The 19,402-nt window shown below is 62.2% G+C and carries 14 protein-coding genes; 5 read left to right on the top strand and 9 right to left on the bottom strand.

Annotated features, from left to right (window positions below; all coding sequences use genetic code 11):
- Nucleotides 1-40: 40 nt before the first annotated feature.
- Entirely contained in the window at nt 41-1,243 is a 1,203-nt protein-coding gene (locus tag H097_RS26895) for an ABC transporter substrate-binding protein (protein ID WP_032863681.1), read from the bottom strand.
- Nucleotides 1,244-1,461: 218 nt separating this feature from the next.
- Nucleotides 1,462-2,229 (bottom strand): FCD domain-containing protein, encoded by a 768-nt coding sequence (locus H097_RS26890; RefSeq protein WP_032863680.1) that lies wholly within the window; start codon nt 2,227-2,229, stop codon nt 1,462-1,464.
- A gap of 215 nt (nt 2,230-2,444) precedes the next feature.
- On the opposite strand from H097_RS26890, the gene H097_RS26885 reads away from it, so the two are divergent.
- Entirely contained in the window at nt 2,445-3,350 is a 906-nt protein-coding gene (locus H097_RS26885) for a LysR family transcriptional regulator (RefSeq protein WP_032863678.1), read from the top strand.
- Here H097_RS26885 and H097_RS26880 read toward each other — a convergent pair.
- The 5 genes from H097_RS26880 to H097_RS26860 all read right to left on the bottom strand — a co-directional run bounded on the left by H097_RS26880 (nt 3,347) and on the right by H097_RS26860 (nt 10,299).
- Complete coding sequence (locus H097_RS26880) at nt 3,347-4,090, bottom strand: hypothetical protein (RefSeq protein ID WP_032863676.1); 744 nt, start codon at nt 4,088-4,090, stop codon at nt 3,347-3,349. The genes H097_RS26885 and H097_RS26880 overlap by 4 nt on opposite strands.
- 138 nt (nt 4,091-4,228) lie before the next feature.
- Nucleotides 4,229-5,575, bottom strand: a complete 1,347-nt coding sequence (locus tag H097_RS26875) for an OprD family outer membrane porin (RefSeq protein WP_032863675.1) — start codon at nt 5,573-5,575, stop codon at nt 4,229-4,231.
- Between the two features lie 135 nt (nt 5,576-5,710).
- The gene (locus H097_RS26870) at nt 5,711-7,054 is read right to left on the bottom strand and encodes a citrate-proton symporter (RefSeq protein ID WP_032863674.1); all 1,344 of its coding nucleotides are present in this window, start codon (nt 7,052-7,054) and stop codon (nt 5,711-5,713) included.
- Nucleotides 7,055-7,149: 95 nt separating this feature from the next.
- Nucleotides 7,150-8,538: an amidase gene (locus H097_RS26865; protein ID WP_032863673.1), complete on the bottom strand. Its 1,389-nt coding sequence runs from the start codon at nt 8,536-8,538 to the stop codon at nt 7,150-7,152.
- 366 nt (nt 8,539-8,904) lie between these two features.
- Nucleotides 8,905-10,299 carry a PLP-dependent aminotransferase family protein gene (locus H097_RS26860; protein ID WP_032863671.1) on the bottom strand — a complete coding sequence of 465 codons (1,395 nt, stop codon included), beginning with the start codon at nt 10,297-10,299 and terminating at the stop codon, nt 8,905-8,907.
- A gap of 131 nt (nt 10,300-10,430) precedes the next feature.
- Here H097_RS26860 and H097_RS26855 point away from each other — a divergent pair, with 131 nt between their 5' ends.
- From H097_RS26855 to H097_RS26845, 3 genes are all read left to right on the top strand, one after another.
- Nucleotides 10,431-11,066, top strand: coding sequence for a LysE family translocator (locus H097_RS26855; RefSeq protein WP_032863670.1), 636 nt, complete (start codon nt 10,431-10,433; stop codon nt 11,064-11,066).
- 117 nt (nt 11,067-11,183) lie between these two features.
- Nucleotides 11,184-12,242, top strand: a complete 1,059-nt coding sequence (locus H097_RS26850; protein ID WP_032863667.1) for a diguanylate cyclase — start codon at nt 11,184-11,186, stop codon at nt 12,240-12,242.
- 70 nt (nt 12,243-12,312) lie between these two features.
- Nucleotides 12,313-13,548, top strand: a complete 1,236-nt coding sequence (locus tag H097_RS26845; RefSeq protein WP_032863665.1) for a M20/M25/M40 family metallo-hydrolase — start codon at nt 12,313-12,315, stop codon at nt 13,546-13,548.
- Nucleotides 13,549-13,605: 57 nt separating this feature from the next.
- Here the strand turns inward: H097_RS26845 and H097_RS26840 are convergent, their stop codons facing one another.
- Both H097_RS26840 and H097_RS26835 read right to left on the bottom strand, forming a co-directional pair.
- Nucleotides 13,606-16,680 (bottom strand): efflux RND transporter permease subunit, encoded by a 3,075-nt coding sequence (locus H097_RS26840; RefSeq protein ID WP_032863780.1) that lies wholly within the window; start codon nt 16,678-16,680, stop codon nt 13,606-13,608.
- 2 nt (nt 16,681-16,682) lie between these two features.
- A complete protein-coding gene (locus H097_RS26835) occupies nt 16,683-17,795 on the bottom strand; it encodes an efflux RND transporter periplasmic adaptor subunit (protein ID WP_032863663.1) in 1,113 nt (370 codons plus the stop codon).
- Between the two features lie 337 nt (nt 17,796-18,132).
- On the opposite strand from H097_RS26835, the gene H097_RS26830 reads away from it, so the two are divergent.
- Nucleotides 18,133-18,999 carry a pirin family protein gene (locus H097_RS26830; RefSeq protein WP_032863661.1) on the top strand — a complete coding sequence of 289 codons (867 nt, stop codon included), beginning with the start codon at nt 18,133-18,135 and terminating at the stop codon, nt 18,997-18,999.
- The last annotated feature ends 403 nt before the right edge of the window (nt 19,000-19,402 follow it).

Below are 19,402 nucleotides of genomic sequence, written 5' to 3'. Positions count from 1 at the left end.
GTCAACGGCCCTGTCGTGTATTACCGGTGAAAGGGGCGGATCAGCCGAGCGTGCAGCCCGTGGCTTCTACCGGTGGGAATGACTGGCCGGCACTGAGGACCTTGGCCAGGTCATCCTTGTCGGCCATGTCGCCTGCGGCCTTGCCCACCAGCAGGTAGTAATCCTTGATCACCTGGTGGTCGCCGGCACGGATTGTTTCCTTGCCGGTCGGGCCCTCGTAGCTCAGGCCCTGCATGGCCTTGGCCACAGTGGGGCCGTCGAAGCTGCCGGTGGCCTTGATGGTGTCGAGCATGACCTTGGTGCTGATGTAGTCGGCCGCCAACGGATAGGTGGGGTTGATCCCGTATTTGGCCTGGGTCAGCTTGACCAGTTCGCGATTGAGCGGGGTGTCGACCTGGTGCCAGTACTGCGCGCCGAGGTACACGCCTTCGAGCACATCGCTGCCCAGTTCCTGGAACTGGTCGAGGCCGGCGGACCATACCAGCAGCACTTTCATGCGCTCCTTGATGCCGAAGTTCACCGCCTGGCGCAGGGTGTTGGACGACTGGCTGCCGAAGTTGAGCAACACCAGCACATCGGGCTTGGCGGCGATGGCGTTGGTCAGGTAACCGGAGAACTCCTGTTCCTGCAACGAGTGGTAGCTGTTGCCGACATGTTCCAGGCCGTTTTCGGCCAGCACCGTCTTGGCGCCTTCGAGCAGGGCTTCACCAAACACGTACTGCGGCGTGATGGTGTACCAGCGCTTGGCGTCCGGCAGCAGCTTGGTCAGCGGCACCAGGGTTTCGCGGATCGCACCATAGGTGGGCACCGACCAGCGGAAGGTCGCGCTGTTGCAGTCCTTGCCGGTGACTTCATCGGCGCCCACCGGGGTCATGAACACGCCACCGACTTTGCCCACTTCCTTGGCCACCGCCAGCGCCGAGGAAGACAGGGTGCAGCCCTGGAAGAACCGCGCACCGTCCTGGCCAATCGCCTCCTGGACCTTGCGTACCGCCTTGCCGGCGTTGCCTTCGGTGTCGATCACCTTGTAGTTCAACGGGCGCCCCAACACGTCTGGGTACTGCGCCACGGCCAGGCGTGAACCCATGTCGGCAAATTTGCCATAACTGGCAAACGCGCCAGACATGGACTTGAGGCCGTAAAAGGTAAACGGTTCGGCGGCGAATGCGTGGCGCACGCTCAGCGGAAGACTGAGCGCGGCGGCGGCGGTGAGGCTGGCTTTCAACAACGTACGACGCTGCATGGGGTGACTCCCTGGTTTAGTTATTGGCAGGAGTGGCAATGGCGATACGGTGGAGCACGGCCTGTGGGCAGGCCTTTTATTGGGTGGAGCGGTCTATCGGGTGTACACGGTCAACTGTAGGAGCGAGCTTGCTCGCGAAGGTATTCCAAGCGAATCGTTGCGTTGGGGGGACGATTTTCGCGAGCAAGCTCGCTCCTACAGAGGGATTTTTGGTGTGTTTAAGAGTGATCGAACTCCAGCAGAAAGTGCGGGCTGACCTGGCCTTCCAGCGCGGTCATGTGGTGTTCGGCGTCGCACATGTGCTCATGCATCAGGCTGCGCACGGCCGTTTCATCGCCGGCGCGAAAGGCGCTCAGCAGTTGTTTGTGATAGTCCAGGTTGGCCGCGTCGAACTGCTTGCGTTTGGGCTTGTAGGCCTTTTTCAACACCACCAGGTCGCGCAGCAGGTCGTTGAGGAACTGCGCCATGAAACTCAGCAACGGGTTGGGGCAGGCCCTGGCCAGCAGGTTGTGGAACTCCAGTTCCGCCAGGCGCTGCTCACGTTGGCCGGCTTCGCTGTCTTCCGGAGCGCTGCAAAAATCCACGTTGTCTTGCAGGGCACGATAGTCGTCTTCGCTCAAGCGGCCCAGCACCGACACTGCCAGTTCCACCTCGATCACCTTGCGCAGTTGATACACCTGCTCACCGTCCAGATGCTGGAAGTGCAGGTAGTTGCGCAAAGCACGGCTGGCAGGCTCAGTGCCGGCCTGGTTCAGATAGGCGCCACCGGTGGGGCCGGTGCGGGTGCTGACCAGCCCTTCGACTTCCAGGGCCTTGAGCGCCTCGCGGGCCGAGCCCTTGGAGCACTGGAAGCTTTCCATCAACTCGCGTTCGGTGGGCAAGCGGTCGCCGGGCTTCAAGGCATCGGTGACGATTGAGCGCTTGACCGACTCGACAATCACATCGGAAAGCTTCTGGCGTTTGCGTCGCAGGGGGCGGCTGAGCATGGTTTTCAATTTATCGTATTAATGCGGATAAATAGCACTTAATAGGGGTTGGGCAGAAGCGTCAACGGCAGGCGTCGTTTTCAGGTAAAACAGGTCGTAAACCACCTTTTGACTACCAGACCAATTCAAACCCATGTGGGAGCGTTCACAAAATTGAGTCTGGCGCAGTAATTGCCTCCCTTCTGGGTCCAGTCTTTGTGCAGGAGCACCCGACCATGCAATTACGAGCCTTGCGGTATTTTCACGAGGTGGCGCGCTGTGCCTCGTTGCGTAAGGCGGCCGAGCGTTTGTACGTCACGCCCACTGCCGTCAGTCGGCAGATCGAGCACCTGGAACACTTCTTTGGCGCCGCCCTGATTGAGCGCGGCCCGCGTGGCATCCGCCTGACGGTGGAGGGTGAGTGCCTGGCTGAGCAGGTCACCAGCACCCTGCGTGGTCTCGATCAAGTGCGCGATGTGATCGCCAGCCGGCAAAGCCAGGTGGCGGGTAACATCAGTATCCATGTGTCAGAAAGTATCGTTTCCACGGTTCTGGCGCCGGTGCTCGCGGCGTTCTACCGCGCCCATCCCAAGGTCACGTTCAATATTGTGATCGCCAGCGCCTCGGCCACCCTGGATGCCCTGTGCAGCGGTGAGGCCGATCTGGGCCTGGCGTTCTATCTGCAGGAGCGGGCCGATGTTGAAGTCACCGCGCAATGCGAGCTGTGGCACCGGGTGCTGGTCAGTGCCGAACACCCTTTTGCCCAGCGCGACAGCATTGAACTGCGTGAGCTTGAAGGCCAACCCCTGGCCATCCCCGACTCGGCTTACGGTGTGCGCCAGGCCCTGGAGGCTGCGGCGAAAAAGCGTGGGGTGACGATCCAGCCGGTGTTCACCACCAGCTCTCTGGAAGTGCAGAAAAGCCTGGCCCGGCAACGGGCGGCGGTGTTGATCCTGCCCCAGGTGGATGCCGATGCCCGTGACCTGGGCGATGGCCTCGTCGCGGTGCCGATTGCCGATGAACACCTGGGGCGGATTCGCATCGACCTGTGCGGGTACCGCAACCGGCCACGCTCGGTGGCGGTACTCAAGTGCCAGGAAATGCTCGCCAGCGCGATGCAGCGTTGCGCGCTGGTGGACTAGTCGGCCAGGCAACGGGTCGACGATGGCGGCTGCCTGCCCTGGGCCAGGTAGGTGCCGACCCAGCGGTTCACGCACTGGCTGGCATCCGTGGTTGTGCTCTGTAGGTACGGGCCCTTGAGCCGCAGGGTGGCGGGCAGAGCCTCGAATGCCTGGGCGGTGGCTTCGACGGGCTCGATCAGCACCATGCGCTCGACGCGGTCGGCAAACAATGCGGCATAACCGGCGCCGAGCAAATTGCCTTGGGCGATGCCCAGGAAGCTGATGCGTTGCTCCCCCAGTTGCAGGCGTACGAACTCCATGTCCCAGGCCGATTGTTCGTCGGCCGCTCCATTGCGTGGGCTTAGCTCGATGACATCGTAGAAACGCGTCAACGTGCGGTACGCCTCAGTGTTGTAGTACTTCCAGACCGTCGCCAGATGCACCGCAAAGACTCCGCGTAAATCTGCTTGAGGCGTGGCGGGGCGGGCGAAGATTACACCTCGGCGCTCCAGGGGCTGCCGGGCACCGACCCGAGTGATGGTCAGGCGATAGGTGCGTGCGTCAGGGGCTTGATGGTCCAGTGGCACGGTGACAATGCCGCACTGGGTGCGCGCGACCACCTCCTGATCCAGGGCCCGCCCGGGCAGGCGCGGGCAATCGACCAGCCATTCGATACCCGGCGGCGCGGCGTGGCTGGGTGAACTCAAGAGCATCATCAAACTACTGATGATGCAAAGCGCTGCTGTTTTCAAAGGATTCATCCGCGTTCCTGGGTAACCGTCCATAGGGGCAGACTTTTTACCAAGTGCGGCGATGAGCCAATGCCGGAGCAATCTTATGCAGGGTGTAAGAATTCTGAATATTTCCCGTCGGCATTGACTGGTGCCGACGGGCGGTTGTCAGAACAGGTTGATGGGAAAGTTGCCAACGATCCTGAATTCGTCATAGCTGCCATCAATCTGCCCGCCGCTGGCGCGGTGGTTGTAGACGATGGTGCGCACCACGGTGTTCTTCAGTTTCCCGGATTGCACCACATAGGCCAGCATCAAGCCGTTTTCGTTGTGCTTGGCGTTGTCCAGCCCGCGCACGTTGTAGCCGGTGTTGTGGCCGTTGCGATCACCCTCGTAGTGCGTGCCGTCGATGCCCCAGCCCTTGGCGTGCCACAGGCTCGCCGTCAGGCCGGGCACGCCGTAGGCGGCCAGGTCAATGTCGTAGCGCAGTTGCCAGGATTTTTCGTTGGGGCCGTTGTAGTCCGAATACAACGAGTTGGCCATGTAGTTGCCGGTGGACTCCCACACATAGTCGAAGTACTCGTTGCCGAACACCTGTTGCCAGGCCAGGGTCAGGCTGTGGGCCTGGTGGTTGGCGGTCACGGCCAGGCTGGCGGCGTCGTTGTCGATGTAGCCCAGGCGCTGCTGGCCGGAATCCTGGGTGTGGTAGTAGTGCAGGGCGGTCTTGAGGGCGAGCGCATTTTTGTCGCCGACGCGATGGGTCAACCCCAGGTAATACTGGTCCCACATGTCCTCGAAACGCGAGCCGTAGAGGCTGGCTTCCAGGCCATGGCCGGGCTTGAACGTGGCCCCCAGATAGCTGATGCGCGCGCCGCTGTAGGCGCGGTTGCCGAAGGTGGTGGTCAGGCGCTCGGCGCCGGTACCGGTACGTGGGATTGCGCGGTCGAAGCTGCCGCCCTGGATCGACAGCCAGTCCAGTTCGTTGCTGTACAGGCCCACGCCCTGGAAGCTTGAGGGCAGGGCGCGGTTGTCCTTGTAGCGCAGGATCGGGTTTTCGGTCATCAAGCGCCCGGCCTTGAGCTCGGTGTTGGACAGGCGAAACCGCACATCGCCCACCCCCAGCCGGCTCCAGGTCGGGATCGCGTCGCCGTCGCTGTCCACCAGCACGCGGTCGCCGCCATTGGCCACCTTGCCATGCCCGCGTTGCAGGTTGACGGCACTGAACACCCCCACATCCACACCCACGCCGATCACACCTTGGGTATAGCCGGAGCTGTACTTGAGCATGGCGGTCTGTACCCAGGTTTCACGCACGCGGGTGCGTTCGATGCCGCCGGGTTTCTTGATGCTCAGGTAGGTACTGCGCTGGGTGTGCTGGTTGGAATAGTAGTGACGCAGGTTCAGGTCCAGGCTGCTGCCCTCGATAAAACCGGGAGCGCTGGCCTGGGCGTTTTCTTGCGCATAAGCCTGGGTGCCGGCCGCCAGGGTGGCGGCCAGGAAAAGACGTGGATACATGGTCAATCCCCACACAAAAAAGGAACTGTAGGCGCGAGCTTGCTCGCGAAAAACCGCAGACCGCCGCGTGCATCCAGAATGCGCGCGTTATCGTTGACGATCTTCGCGAGCAAGCTCGCTCCTACAAAGGAGGGCCTATACGCATTGTTCTGCGAACCGGGGCTTCTGCGAGCCGGGGAGCACGGGCCGGGTTTCCTTGGCGAACCAGGCGGCGGTGAGGCACACCAGGTTGGCGATCAACAGGTACCAGACCGGTGACATCGGGTCGCCCGTGGTGCCGATCAGCCAGGTGATGATGATCTGCGCGGTGCCGCCAAATGCCGCCACACCGAAGGCGTAGACAATCGAGAACCCGGTGGAACGCACGGACTTGGGAAAGCTCTCTACCAGCAACACGATCAACGCCGCGCCACTCATGCCATGCAGGCCGGACAGCACTGCCAGGGTCAGGAGGAAGGTCGAGGGGCTGGGGTGTTCGGTCATCAATTGCAGCGCCGGGAACAGGATCAGCAACAGCACTACCCGTGGCGTCATCAGGATTGCGCGGCGCCCGAAGCGGTCGCACAACATGCCACCGGCAATGGCACACACCGCCATGGCGGCGCCGGCCACCAGGGTCGAGAGCATGGAGATGCTGGTGGGTAACTTCAGCTCGGTGAGGGCAAAGGTGGTCATGTAGTTGAGGAAGTACTGGGTGATGGTGCTACCCGAGAGAATCAGCAAACCCAGGACCAGGGCACGCCGATGCTTGCCGCAGACTTCGCGCACCAGGTCGCCCGTGCTGGTGGTTTCGCCTTGGCCGTGGAAGGTCTCGGCCAGGTTGCGGCGGATATAGATACCAATCGGCAATACCAGCAGGCCGAACACGAACGGCACGCGCCAGCCCCAGCTGTTGAGGTCTTCGGGGGACATCACTTTGGTCAGGGTATAACCCACCAGCCCGGCCGCCATGGCAGCGACGCCCTGGGCTACCACTTGCCAGCAGGCATAGGTGCCACGCTTGTGCGGTGGAGCGGCTTCGAGGATGTAGGTGGTGGCGGGGCCCGCTTCACCGCCCCAGGCCAGGCCCTGGATCATGCGTGTGACCACCAGCAGGATCGGTGCGGCAATCCCGATGGTCTCGTAGCCAGGCAATATCGCAATACTGCCGGTGCCCACCGCCATCATCACCAGGGTCAGCAACATCGCCGGCTTGCGTCCGACGCGGTCGGCGTAGGCGCCAATCAGCACCGCGCCCAGGGGCCGTACGATAAAACCGATGCCGAAGGCGGTGACTGAAAGCATCAAGCTGACGAAGGCGCTGTCGGACGGGAAAAACGTGTGGCCGATCATCACCGCGAATGTCGCGTAGACCCCAAAGTCGAAAAACTCCACCGCATTGCCCAGCACCACGGCGAAGATGCTCTTGCGGCCGGCGTCCGGCGATGGCGTTTCAGGTGTGTGCTCGGGACCCTCGCGAGTCAATTGTTCAGTGTGCATACCAGCCCCTCGGTTTTAGTTATAGGTCGCCCAGGCCCCGGCCTTGGGGCCTGGGAACGGGCGTGTGGGTGGGCAGTTCAGTTACAGCGTCAAGGTCAGATCGGGTTCGGCCATTGGTGGATTGCGCCACGCCAGCTCTCATAGGTTTTTGCGATTTGCAGCAGCCAGATATCGGCGAAACGGGGTGCGATCATCTGCAGGCCGATGGGCATGCCATCGGCGGCGAAACCACAGTTGATCGACAGCGCCGGTTGCTCGCCCATGTTCCAGGGCACGGTGAACACGATGTGTTCGAACGGCAGTTGCGGATCATTGCTCGGTGACGGCCATTGCGCTGGGAATGCATTGACCTGGTTGGTCGGTGACAGGATCAGGTCGAGGTCGCTGAAGGCCTGGGCAGCACGGCGGCGCATTTCAAAGGTCTGGTTGAAACCCTGCACCGCCTGTACACCGCTGATGTCGGCACCGGGCGCGGCCCAGTCGCGGATGTACGGCAAGACCTTATCGAACTGCTCGCTGCTCAAGGCCGACAAGTCGCCCCATTGCCGGGCGCGCCAGAACTGGTCGAGGCCGTCGAGTTGGGCGCGGTCCATGATCGGCGGGATCAGCGTGACCTTGGCACCATGGGCTTCGAACAGTCGCGCGGCTTGCTCGACTGCTTCACATACGAAGCCTTCCGGTTGCAGGCCTGCACCGGGCTCCAGCATCAGGCCTACGCGCAAGCCCTTGACCGACAGCGGCTGGTTGCTCCACTCGCGGGTGAGAGGCGGCAGGCTGGTGGCGTCGCGGGCATCGGGGCGGGCCAGGTGCTGCATCATCAATACGCAGTCATCGACCGTGCGGGTCATGGGCCCGGCGGTGCGGCCGGTGTAGTACGGATCAATCGGGATACGCCCCAGGGTCGGCTTGAACCCCACCAGGCCGCACCAGGCGGCGGGCAGGCGCACCGAACCGCCGATATCGGTGCCGATATGCAGTGGGCCGTAACCGGCGGCGGCGGCAGCGGCGGCGCCTGAGCTGGAACCGCCGGTATTGTTGGCGGTGTTCCACGGGTTGCGCGTGATGCCATGGAAACTCGACAGGCCGGAGGAGAGCATGCCGAAATCCGGGACAGTGGTCTTGGCCAGCACAATCGCCCCGGCTTCACGCATCCGTGCGGCGGGTGGTGCGTCCCGGAGGGCCGGGGTCAGGCGGGTGGCGGCGCTGCCGAGGGGAATCGGCGTGCCTTCGGTGGCGACCAATTCCTTGATGGTCACGGGCACGCCATCGAGCACACCGTTGGGCTGGCCTTTGTTCCAGCGCTCGGTGGAGGCCTGGGCTTGCTGGCGCACCTGCTCTGGGTCGAAGGCATACAGGGCGCGGATCTTCGGCTCCCAGCGGTCGATGTGGGCCAGCAGATGGTCGTAGTAGTCGATGGGGGAGAGCTGGCGGCTGGAGAATTGCTCCAGCAACTGGGCGGCCGTGAGGTCGTGAAGATCGGTCATTGAGCGCTTCCTGGTGATGGGCCTTGGGGCTCATGGCGGGTGGCTGTTGATCTGGACTATATAAACCTGCCGGGGTATCGACCATCACAATCGAGGCGGTGCAGTGTTGCGTTTTTGTGTGCACTCAACGGCCACGACTGTGGGAGCGGGCTTACCCTAATGCCAGTCAGTTAAGGTTTTTTTGTAGGAGCGAGGGGGACGCCTAGTTCTTGCTCGCGAAGAACTTGAGAGCGCCGCGTTTATCTAGCAAACACGCGTTATCGTTGACGTCCTTCGCGAGCAAGAACTAGGCGTCCCCCTCGCTCCTACAGAAAGCAGAATCCGTTTAACTGACTGGCATTAGGGCTTGCCCGCTCCCACAATGGATCAGCGCAACAATTGCTCGACCGCCGCCCACACCTGCGGGTCATCACAATGCGCCACGTTAAACCGCATGAAATCCCGTAGCCCTGGCTCATATCCAAACAACGCCCCCGGCGCCAACACCATGCCGCGCTTGAGCCCTGCCTCGGCCAGTTGCTCACCATTGACCCCAGCCGGCAGGCGCGCCCAGATAAACATCCCGGCCGTATAGGCGATGGGCAGTTCACAGCCACAACGGCGCAGCCACTGCTCCACCCGTGCGCCGGCTTCGAGCAATCGCTGGGCCATACGCTTGCGGTGCCGGGCATAGCTGCCCTCATTGAGCAAGCGATAGACAATCTGCTCGAACAACTCTGACGTCACACCGCCGCTCATCAGTTTCATATTGGTCAGGTTGGCCGCCAATTGCGGCGCAGCCACCACATAGCTGACGCGGGTATTGGCGCTGAGGGTTTTCGAGAAGCCCGACAGGTAGGTCACCTGGTCCAGGCCGGCGAGTGCTGCCAGGCGTGGCGGCGGGTTGGGGTGCAGGTCGCCGTAGAGGTCATCCTCGATGATATGGCAGTGGTATTGGCGCATCAGTTGCAACAGCCCAAAGGCCTGGGCGGCGCTGAAGGAATGGCCGGTGGGGTTGTGCAAAATACCGGTGGTCAGATACAGGCTGGGCTGCTCGAAGATCAGCAATTGTTCCAGGGCGGCCAAGTCGAAACCGTCCGGGCCCCGTGGCAGCGTCACCACCTTGACTCCATGCAGTGCCAGGTTGGCGTGGAAGTTGAAGTAACACGGCGCATCCAGCAGCACTGTATCGCCGGGGCGGGCCAGCAAACGCATCAACATATCCAGCCCCTGCAGGGTGCTGGGCGTGGTGATGATCTGTTCCACCGGTACCGCCAGGCCATCGCCCTGCAGTTTTTGCTGCAGGGCCTGGCGCAACGGCAGGAAACCCGCCGGGGTGCCCATGCCGGCTATGCGCAGCGACGGCGCCCGCACCACACTGCGCATGGCCTGGCGCATGGCTTCGCAGTTGAGCCAGTCTTCAGGCAGGTGACCACCACCGGGGCGCAGTTCGCCTTGGCCGATGAGCATGGGCCTGCGCAGGACACTGAGCAGATCCTGGGGCAGCAGGTCGACCCAGTTGCTGGACGACGGCTGTGCCTGGCGCTGGGCAACAAAATGCCCACGGCCCTGGCGCGAGGTCAGCAGGTGCTGGCCGCGCAGACGGTCGAGGGCTTCATTGACCGTGAATTTGCCGACGCCCAGTTGCTCGCCCAATTCACGCACGGAAGGCAGTTTGCTGCCGGCGGCCAGTTCGCCCTGCTCAATGGCACGGGCAAAGGCCTCGACGATTTGCTGGACCTTGGGGCCTTGGTCATGGAAGCGTATCTGCGGAAGGGGCATCGCGACGTCCTGATGTTTGCCGGTCACTTTACCGGTAAAGTCTGCGTGAATAACCGCAGAGTTTACCTGCCCGCCGTCGAGTCCGCGCCCTAGACTGCACAACATTCCCCCCTGTCGTGAAATTACCCACCATGGTCACCGCCCTGACGCTGTCATCCTTCCTGTACTTCCTGCTGCTGTGCAGCACGTTGGCCTTCAGCCCCGGGCCCATGACCTTGCTGCTATTGAGCCTTGGCCTGAAGGACGGCTTGCGCCATTCGCTGCCGGCGCAGTTTGGCGCCAGCGTGTCGTACCTGATTTCGATCCTGATCTTTGCCGTGGGTTTTTCCGAGTTGATCAGGGGCTACCCGCTGATTACCCAAGGCATCCAACTGGTGGGCGTGGCCTACATCCTCTACCTGGCCTACAAGCAGTGGACCAGCAGCGGCGTGCAGATCAGCACTGCCGGGCAAGCACCGCAGACGCGCCGTGGCCTGTTCGGCAAGGGCCTGCTGACCGGGTTGTCCAACCCCAAGGCCATTATTTTGTTCAGCGCGGTGTTCCCGCAATTTGCCGCCGTGGGCCAGGACAGCGCCGTGGGCGACATTGCCATCCTTGGCCTGACATTCCTGATCCTGCAGTTCGCCAGTGGCTGCCTGTATTGCTATTTCGGCCAACGGATCAAGCATGTGCTGGAGTCGCCGCGCAAGCGTGTGCTGTTGCAGAAGGTCACGGCAGTGCTGCTGCTGGCCGTGGCGATGCTGCTGGCGCGTGGGTTCTCCCAGTAGGAAATGGCGCCAAGTCGTTGGCACTGCGGCCTGCACGCGGGATAAGCCTCTGAGCGGTAGTGGCTATTTGCCGTTGCCCTGATAGACTTCCAGCATTCATCCAGGATCAGCCAGATCATGCCAGCCGCAGGAGGGAAAGGACTTCCGCTCGCCAAACGCCTGTACAAATCGCGGGCCCTGGGGCTGACGCTCGGGTTTGTGTGTGTGGTCGCCGGTATGTACCCACTGGACCCGCCAAAATGGGTCTGGGCGTGGATGTTGATCAACGCTTTCGTCTGGCCGCACGTGGCCTACCAATGCTCACGCCGTGCCGCAAACTCCCTGCGCACTGAACGCCGCAATTTATTGTTTGACTCGTTTTGTGGCGGTTTCTGGGTCGGTGCCATGCACTTCAACCCGCTGCCCAGTGTCACCACACTGTCGATGATGACCATGAACAACGTCGCCATCGGCGGGCCGCGGTTTATGCTGCTGGGCTGGGTGGCCCAGGCGTTGGGCGTTGGTGTGGCGATGCTGATATTCGCCCCGGCCTATATCGCCCTGACCACCTCGACCCAACTCTACGCCTGCTTGCCGATCCTGATGCTCTATCCGTTGGCGCTGGGCTGGATCTGCTATCGCCAGGCCATCACCCTGGCCCGGCACAAGCGCGAACTACTGGCCCTGAGCCGCACCGACAGCCTGTCCGGGCTGCTCAACCACGGCGCCTGGAAAGACCATCTGGAGCTCGAATTCCAGCGCTGCCGCGGCGGCCAGCAAAGCGCCGCGATTGCGTTGATCGATATCGACCATTTCAAGATCATCAACGACACCTACGGTCATGTCACCGGCGATATCGTGTTGCGCCAATTGAGCAAAGTCCTGCGCCAGAACCTGCGCGCCACCGACCTGGCGGGGCGTTATGGCGGCGATGAGTTCTGCGTGATCCTGCCGGACATGCCCCTGGGCCGCGCCACGGAGGTGATGGATGCCTTGCGCGATCGCTTCAGCTCCCTGGGTTATGCCCAGGACCCGACCCTGCGCGCCAGCCTGAGCATCGGCCTGGCGCCGTATCAACCGTCCCACGGCGATGCGACCAGTTGGCTCAGTGATGCGGATCAGGCGTTGTATGAGGCCAAGAGCAGTGGGCGCAACCGGGTGAGGTCGGTGCAGGGGAGTTGGGTCAGGTCGGTTTGAGGATGAATAAAGCGATGCTTGTCAGGTAGGGTATGAGATTCCCCCTCCAATAAAAAACAAGGATCCGTTCATGACTTTCAACCTCCACCGCACGATGCTGTCCGCCGCCTTGGCGCTTTCCCTGGGCATCGCCATGCCGGCCTTCAGCGCCGAACCTCACCAGCAGATCCAGGCCGATGCCGAGCAGTACAAGGCGCCGGCCTTGAAGTTGCTGGAGCGTCTGGTGAATATCGACTCGGGCTCTGGCTACGAGCCCGGCCTGACCCAGGTGCGCGACATTGCCGTCGATGAGTTGAAACAATTGGGTTTCAGCATTGAACTGGTGCCGGATGCAGCGGCCAATAACAGCCATGTGATCGCCACCCTCAAAGGTACGGGCAAGGCCAGAATCCTGCTGATGGCGCACATGGATACGGTGTTCAAGGAAGGCTCGGCGGCCGAGCGGCCGTTTCATATCAAGGACGGCCGCGCCTATGGCCCCGGGGTGATGGATGACAAGGGCGGGATCGTCGCCGGAATCTATGCCTTGAAAGTGCTGAAAAACCAGAGTTTCACGGACTACGCGCACATCACCTTCCTGCTCGATGCCAGTGAAGAAACCGGTTCTGAGGCCGCCTCCGAACTGATCCGCAAAACCGCCAAGGGCCATGACGTCACCCTGAACCTGGAGCCCGGTCGCCCGGCCGATGGCCTGGTGGTCTGGCGCAAAGGCAGCGCCACGGCGGTGGTCGAGGTCAAAGGCAAGGCCGCTCATGCTGGCGTGGCCCCGGAGTTGGGGCGTAATGCGGCGATGGAGGCGGCCCACCAGATCCTGCAACTGGGCAAACTGGGGGATGAAGAGAAAAAGACCACGATCAACTTCACCGTGCTCAAGGCTGGCGACCGCACTAACGTTATCCCCGATCAAGCCACGGCCAAGGCGGATGTGCGGGCAGCGTTGCCGGAAGAGTTTGATCGGATCGAGAAAGATCTGGCGCGGGTTTCCGCCAACAAGCTGATCCCTGACACGCAGGTCACGACCAGTCTGAAACGGGGTTTGCCACCGATGCCGCAGACACCTGAGTCCGATAAATTGGTGGCTATCGCCCAGGGTATCTATGCAGAACTGGGCCGCAAGCTGACCATTGAAGGCAGCGGTGGGGCGGCGGACGCCAGCTTGTCCGCAGGTGTTGGCACCCCGACGCTGGACGGGTTCGGGATTGTCGGTGGCAATATCCATACAGCGCAGGAATATGCCGAGGTGGAGAGCGTGGCACCGCGGATTTATCTGTTGAGCCGGATGATTATGGAGCTGGCCAAGCGCTGATCTACCTGTAGGAACGGGTTTGTGTGGGAGCGAGCAAGCCCGCTCCCACATTGGGGTTTATGGTGTCTGGGGGATTGCCGCCTGCACCTTGTCCCGCCCCAACACCAGGCTGCACAACGCCGGCAAAAACAGCAGCGTCAATAACGTCCCCACCAGCACCCCGCCAATCAGCACATACGCCAGCGACGACCAGAACACCGACAAGGTCAGCGGAATAAACGCCAACGCCGCCGCCAGCGCGGTCAAGATCACCGGCCGGGCACGGCGCACGGTGGCTTCGACAATCGCCTCGCCGGTCGCCATGCCATGCGCCTGGTTCTGGCGGATCTGGTCGGTAAAGATCAGGGTGTTGCGCATCAGGATCCCGCCAATCCCGATCAGCCCCAAAATGGCATTGAAGCCAAACGGCTGGTTGAACAGCAGCAGGGTCGGCACCGCGCCGATCAACCCCAGCGGGGCGGTGGCGAAGACCATGAACATCACGCCGAACGAGCGCACCTGGAACATGATCACCGTGAGGGTCAGCAGGATCATGATCGGGAACAGCGCGGCCAGGGCGACATTGGCCTTGGCGCTTTCTTCCACCGGGCCGCCGATGTCGATGCGATAGCCGGCCGGCAAGCCTGCGATCAGCGGTTGCAGGTCTTTATAGACGGCCATTTCCACATCGGGCGGTTGCACGCCGTCGATGATGTCGGCGCGCACTTCGACGGTACTCGCGCGGTTACGCCGCTTGAGAATCGGCTCTTCCATCACCGCCTGGAAATGCCCGACCTGGGCCAAGGGCACCGATACGCCGGCGCTGTTGGTCAGGGTCATGTTGTCGAGGTTGCCGAGGTCTTCGCGCTGGTTGCCCTGGGCGCGGGCCACCACGGACACGGTGCGGTTGCCTTCGCGCACTTCGGTGATGGGGTTGCCGCTGAGCAGGGCGTTGAGTTGGGATTTCACCTCGTTGGGGGTGAAGCCCAGCAGGCGCAGGCGATCCTGGTCCAGCACCAGGCGATAACCGCTGCTGCGCTCGCCCCAGTCGAGGAAGGCGTCCTTGGTCAGTCGGTTGGCGGCGACTACTTGGCGTACGTCTTCGGACACACTGCGCAGCACGTTCAGGTCCGGGCCGGACACGCGAAACACCACCGGGAACGGTACGGGCGGGCCGAACAGCAGTTGCGTGACCCGCACCCGCGCCGCCGGGAATTCGCCGGCGGCGATGCGTTCACGCATGCGCAGCTTCAAGGCGTCCCGCGCATGGGCGTCGGGGGTTTGTACGATCAGTTTGGCGAAGGCCGGGTCCGGCAGTTCGGGGTTCAACGACAGGAAAAAGCGTGGCGCACCGCCGCCCACGTAGGTGTCGACCATCGTGGTTTGCGGCTCTTGCAGCAGCGCCTTTTCCAACTGCGCCGCCACCGCTTCGGTGCTTTTGAAGGCACTGCCTGGCGGCATATACACCTCCAGGATCAGTTCGGAACGGTCGGAGTTGGGGAAGAACTGTTTTTTCACCAGGCCCATGCCCAGCCCGCTCACTACAAAGGCGGTCACCACCAGCCCGGTCACCAGCCAGCGACGGCGTACGCAGGTTTGCACCAGGTTGCGCAGTTTCTGGTACCAGGGCCCGGCATAAATCCCATCGTGGCCGCCGGGCACCGGCTTGATGTCGGGCAGCAGCTTGACCCCCAGGTATGGGGTAAACACCACGGCGACCAACCAGGACGCAATCAGGGCAAAGCCGACGATCCAGAAGATATTGCCGGCGTATTCGCCCGCTGCCGAACGGGCAAAACCCACCGGCAGAAAACCAATGATTGTCACCAGGGTGCCCGTCAACATCGGTGCCGCAGTGGCGCTCCAGGCGAAGGTGGCGGCGTGGATGCGGTCGAAACCTTCTTCGAGTTTGACCACCATCATCTCGATGGCGATGATCGCGTCGTCCACCAGCAGACCCAGGGAAATGATCAGCGCGCCGAGGGTGATGCGGTCGAATTCGCGCCCGGTCAACAGCATGATGACAAACACAATCGAGAGCGTCAGCGGCACTGCTGCCGCCACCACCAGCCCGACCCGAAAGCCCAGGGCCAACAGGCTGATGATCATCACCACGGCCAGGGCGACAAAGAACTTGAGCATGAACTCGTTGACCGCCAGGCCGATATTTTTCGCCTGGTCGGCGACTTTTGTGAAGTTGATACCTAACGGCAGGTCAGCCTGGATTTTGGCTTCCTGGGCCTTGAGGCTCTTGTCCAGGTCCAGGCCGTTCCAGTGTTTTTCCATGATGATGCCCAGCATCAGCGCCGGGTCGCCCTGGTGGCGGATGCGGTAGCTGGGCGGGTCTTCGTAGCCGCGGCTGACGGTGGCGACATCGGCGATACGCAGCACTTTGCCATCCACTGGCAGCGGCACGTTTTCGATCTGCGCCAGGCTGTCGAAGGCCCCGTCGATACGGATATAGGCGCGGGCGCCAGCGGTTTCGACAAATCCCGACGGGGCCACGGCGTTCTGCGCAGCGAGGGCGGCGAAGATCTGCTCGGGCTTGATGCCCAGGGTGGCCAGGCGCTCATAGGAGAACTCGACAAACACCCGCTGGGCCTGTTCGCCAAGGATGTTGACCTTTTTTACCCCCGCCAGATTGAGAAATTCCTGGCGCAGTGCTTCGGCAATTTGCACCTGCTGGCGATGGGGCAGGTGTTCGGCTTCGAGGGCGTACAGGGCGAAGTACACATCGGAATATTCATCGTTGAAGAACGGCCCGATCACGCCCTTGGGCAGTTTGGCGGCCTCATCGCTGAGTTTTTTGCGGGTCTGGTAGAACAGGTCCTGGATTTCGTTGGGGCGCGTGGATTCGAGGAAGGTCATGCGCATTGATACAAAACCCGGTTGGGCGATGGTTTCGACGCGCTCGTAGTAGTCCAGTTCCTGCAGGCGCTTTTCCAGGCGGTCGGCCACCTGCTCCTGCATCTCCTGGGCCGTGGCGCCGGGCCAGGCGGCGGTGATGGTCATGACCTTGACCGTGAACAGCGGGTCTTCGGCGCGCCCCAGTTTGCCGAAGGAGAAAATCCCCGCCGCCAGGATTGCGAGGATCAGGAACAACGTCACGGCGCGGTGCTTGACCGCCAGTTCAGAGAGGTTGATACCGCGCATGATCATTGGCCCTGCCGACGGCTGAGTGCCAGCGCCTGGGCGGGCAGCAGCCTTATGCTGTCACCGTTGTGCAACAAGTGGGCGCCGAGGGCGACGATGATCTGGCCGGGGCTGACGCCACTGCTGAGTACGGCGTCTTCCTGGCCCAGGTAGGCCACGACCACTGGGGCAAAGCTGACCTTGTCGTCATCGCCGATTAGCCATACGCCAGTGCCGCTACCCGTGTCATGCAGGGCGCCGATCGGCACGCGGGTCTGTGGCAACGAGCCGCTGCCTTGCAGGCGCAGGGTAATGGTGGAGCCGAGCGCAAAGCGATCAAAGGTGCCGTGCAGCACGTAGCGTGCACGATAGGTGCGGGTGACGGGATCGGCACTCGCGGACAGTTCGCGCAAGGTCGCCGTGACGGCCTGGTCGGGCGCGCCGAAGGGCAGGGCCAGGGCTTTGTGCGAGGCCTGCTCGCGCTGGTTTTCCGGCAGGTTGATGATTGCTTCCCGCGCACCGTCGTGGGCCAGGCGCGCGACAATCTGCCCTTCGGCCACCACTTGCCCGCGCTCGACGCGCACATCGGTGACCACACCGTCGTTATCGGCCCTGAGCACGGAGTAGGTGCGGCGGTTTTCGATCTGGCTGGCGTCTGACTGGGCGGCGGCCAGTTCGGCTTCGGCGACCCGCAGGTTGGTCGCCGACTGGTCGAAAATCTGCCGCGACACTGCGCCAGTGCTGGCCAGGCGTTGGTAGCGGCTTGCGTCATCACGGCGCTGGCGCAGTTGCGCCTGGGCGGCGTTGACGCGGTTTTTCGCCGAACGTAGCGCCAGTTCGAAGTCGCCGATATCCAGTACCAGCAAGGTGTCGCCACGGGACACATGTTGGCCGGGATCGACCTTACGCTCGATCACCTTGCCGCTGACCCTAAAACCCAGGTCGCTTTCGGTACGGGCTGCCACCACGCCGGTATAGGCACTCTGCTGACTGGCGGCGGTTTCAACTTTGGCCGCCAGCACCGGGCGCGGCGCAGGTGTGTGGGCGGCGGTATCGGCCGGGCTGTTGCAGCCGCTGAGGAGGATCAACAGCGCCAGGGGCGGGAAAAGGCTGCGAAGGGGAGGACGTGGGCTCATTTCAGGCTCCTGCTGCTGGACTATTAAAAAATTACGGTCGTAATATTAAGTCGTATATTATGACCGAAATATAATTAAATCCAGCCCTTCATTTTCAAGCTCGACAGTGACTACGGGATACGCGGGGTGGTGGTTGTCACACTTTGTCCAAGTTAAACGGGTGCAGATGATGATTCTCTTTTGAGATCAATCCTGAAGGTCTACGCCCATGCTTCCTGCTTTTCGTTTTGCGCCGCTGTCATTGGATCGTCCCATGTATGGAACGATGCGAGCCATATTCGCCGCCTACCGCCTTATTGGTATTGGATTTAAGGTGTATTCACTTTGGAGGATCATCATGAAAAACATCATTGGTATCTACACCAGCCCGCGTAGCCACTGGGTAGGCGACGGTTTTCCGGTTCGCACGCTGTTTTCCTACGACACTATGGGCAAACATATCAGCCCGTTCCTGCTGCTGGACCACGCTGGCCCGGCGGATTTCACCCCCACCACTCAACGGCGTGGCGTGGGCCAGCATCCGCATCGCGGCTTTGAAACTGTGACCATCGTCTACAAGGGCGAAGTCGAGCACCACGATTCCACTGGTGCCGGCGGCAAAATCGGCCCGGGTGACGTGCAGTGGATGACGGCTGCCAAGGGGATCCTGCACGAGGAGTTCCATTCCGAAGCGTTCGCCAAAAGTGGCGGCGCCCTGGAAATGGTGCAGTTGTGGGTCAACCTGCCGGCCAAGGACAAAATGAGCGACGCCGGCTACCAGACCATCCTCGACGGTGATATTCCGTCGCTGCCCCTGGCCGATGGCGCCGGCAGCCTGCGCCTGATTGCCGGTGAGTTCGCCGGCGAGAAAGGCCCGGCCCGCACCTTCACGCCGATTGACGTGTGGGACCTGCGCCTCAACGGCGGCAAGGCCGTGACCCTGGACCTGTACGCCGGGCGCAATACCGCGCTGGTGGTGCTCAAAGGCACCGTGCAAGTCAATGGCAAGGAACTGGCGCGCGAAGGGCAACTGGTGTTGTTCGAGCGCGAGGGTGAGCAGATCAGCCTGGAGTCGAACAACGACGCCATGGTCTTGCTGCTCAGCGGTGAGCCCATCGACGAGCCCATTGTCGGTCACGGCCCGTTCGTGATGAACACCGAGCAAGAGATTCATCAGGCCTTCGCCGACTTCCAGTCCGGCCAGTTCGGCCAGATGCACGGCTGATACTGAGTGAGGCTGCGATGGCGGCGGCACAGGCGCTAGAGAAGTATTGCCTGATCCACCGCTATCGCAGCCTCGCCGGGGCTCGACAGCTCCCACACTTGATCCATGTCGCGACCAAAATCCCGGACCTGCCACCCATCCCTGTGGGAGCTGTCGAGCTTTAGCGAGGCTGCGATGGCGGCGGCACAGGCGCTAGAGAAGTATTGCCTGATCCACCGCCATCGCAGCCTCGCCAGGGCTCGACAGCTCCCACATTTGATCCATGTCGCGGCCAAAATCCCGGACCTGCCACCCATCCCTGTGGGAGCTGTCGAGCTTTAGCGAGGCTGCGATGGCGGCGGTACAGGCGCTAGAGATGTATTGCCTGATCCACCGCCATCGCAGCCTCGCCAGGGCTCGACAG

The sequence above is a fragment of the Pseudomonas sp. FH4 genome (assembly GCF_000510915.2).
GTDB lineage: Bacteria > Pseudomonadota > Gammaproteobacteria > Pseudomonadales > Pseudomonadaceae > Aquipseudomonas > Aquipseudomonas brenneri.
Note: the sequence above shows the minus strand (reverse complement) of the source record. Positions and strands in the feature narration are given on the sequence as shown.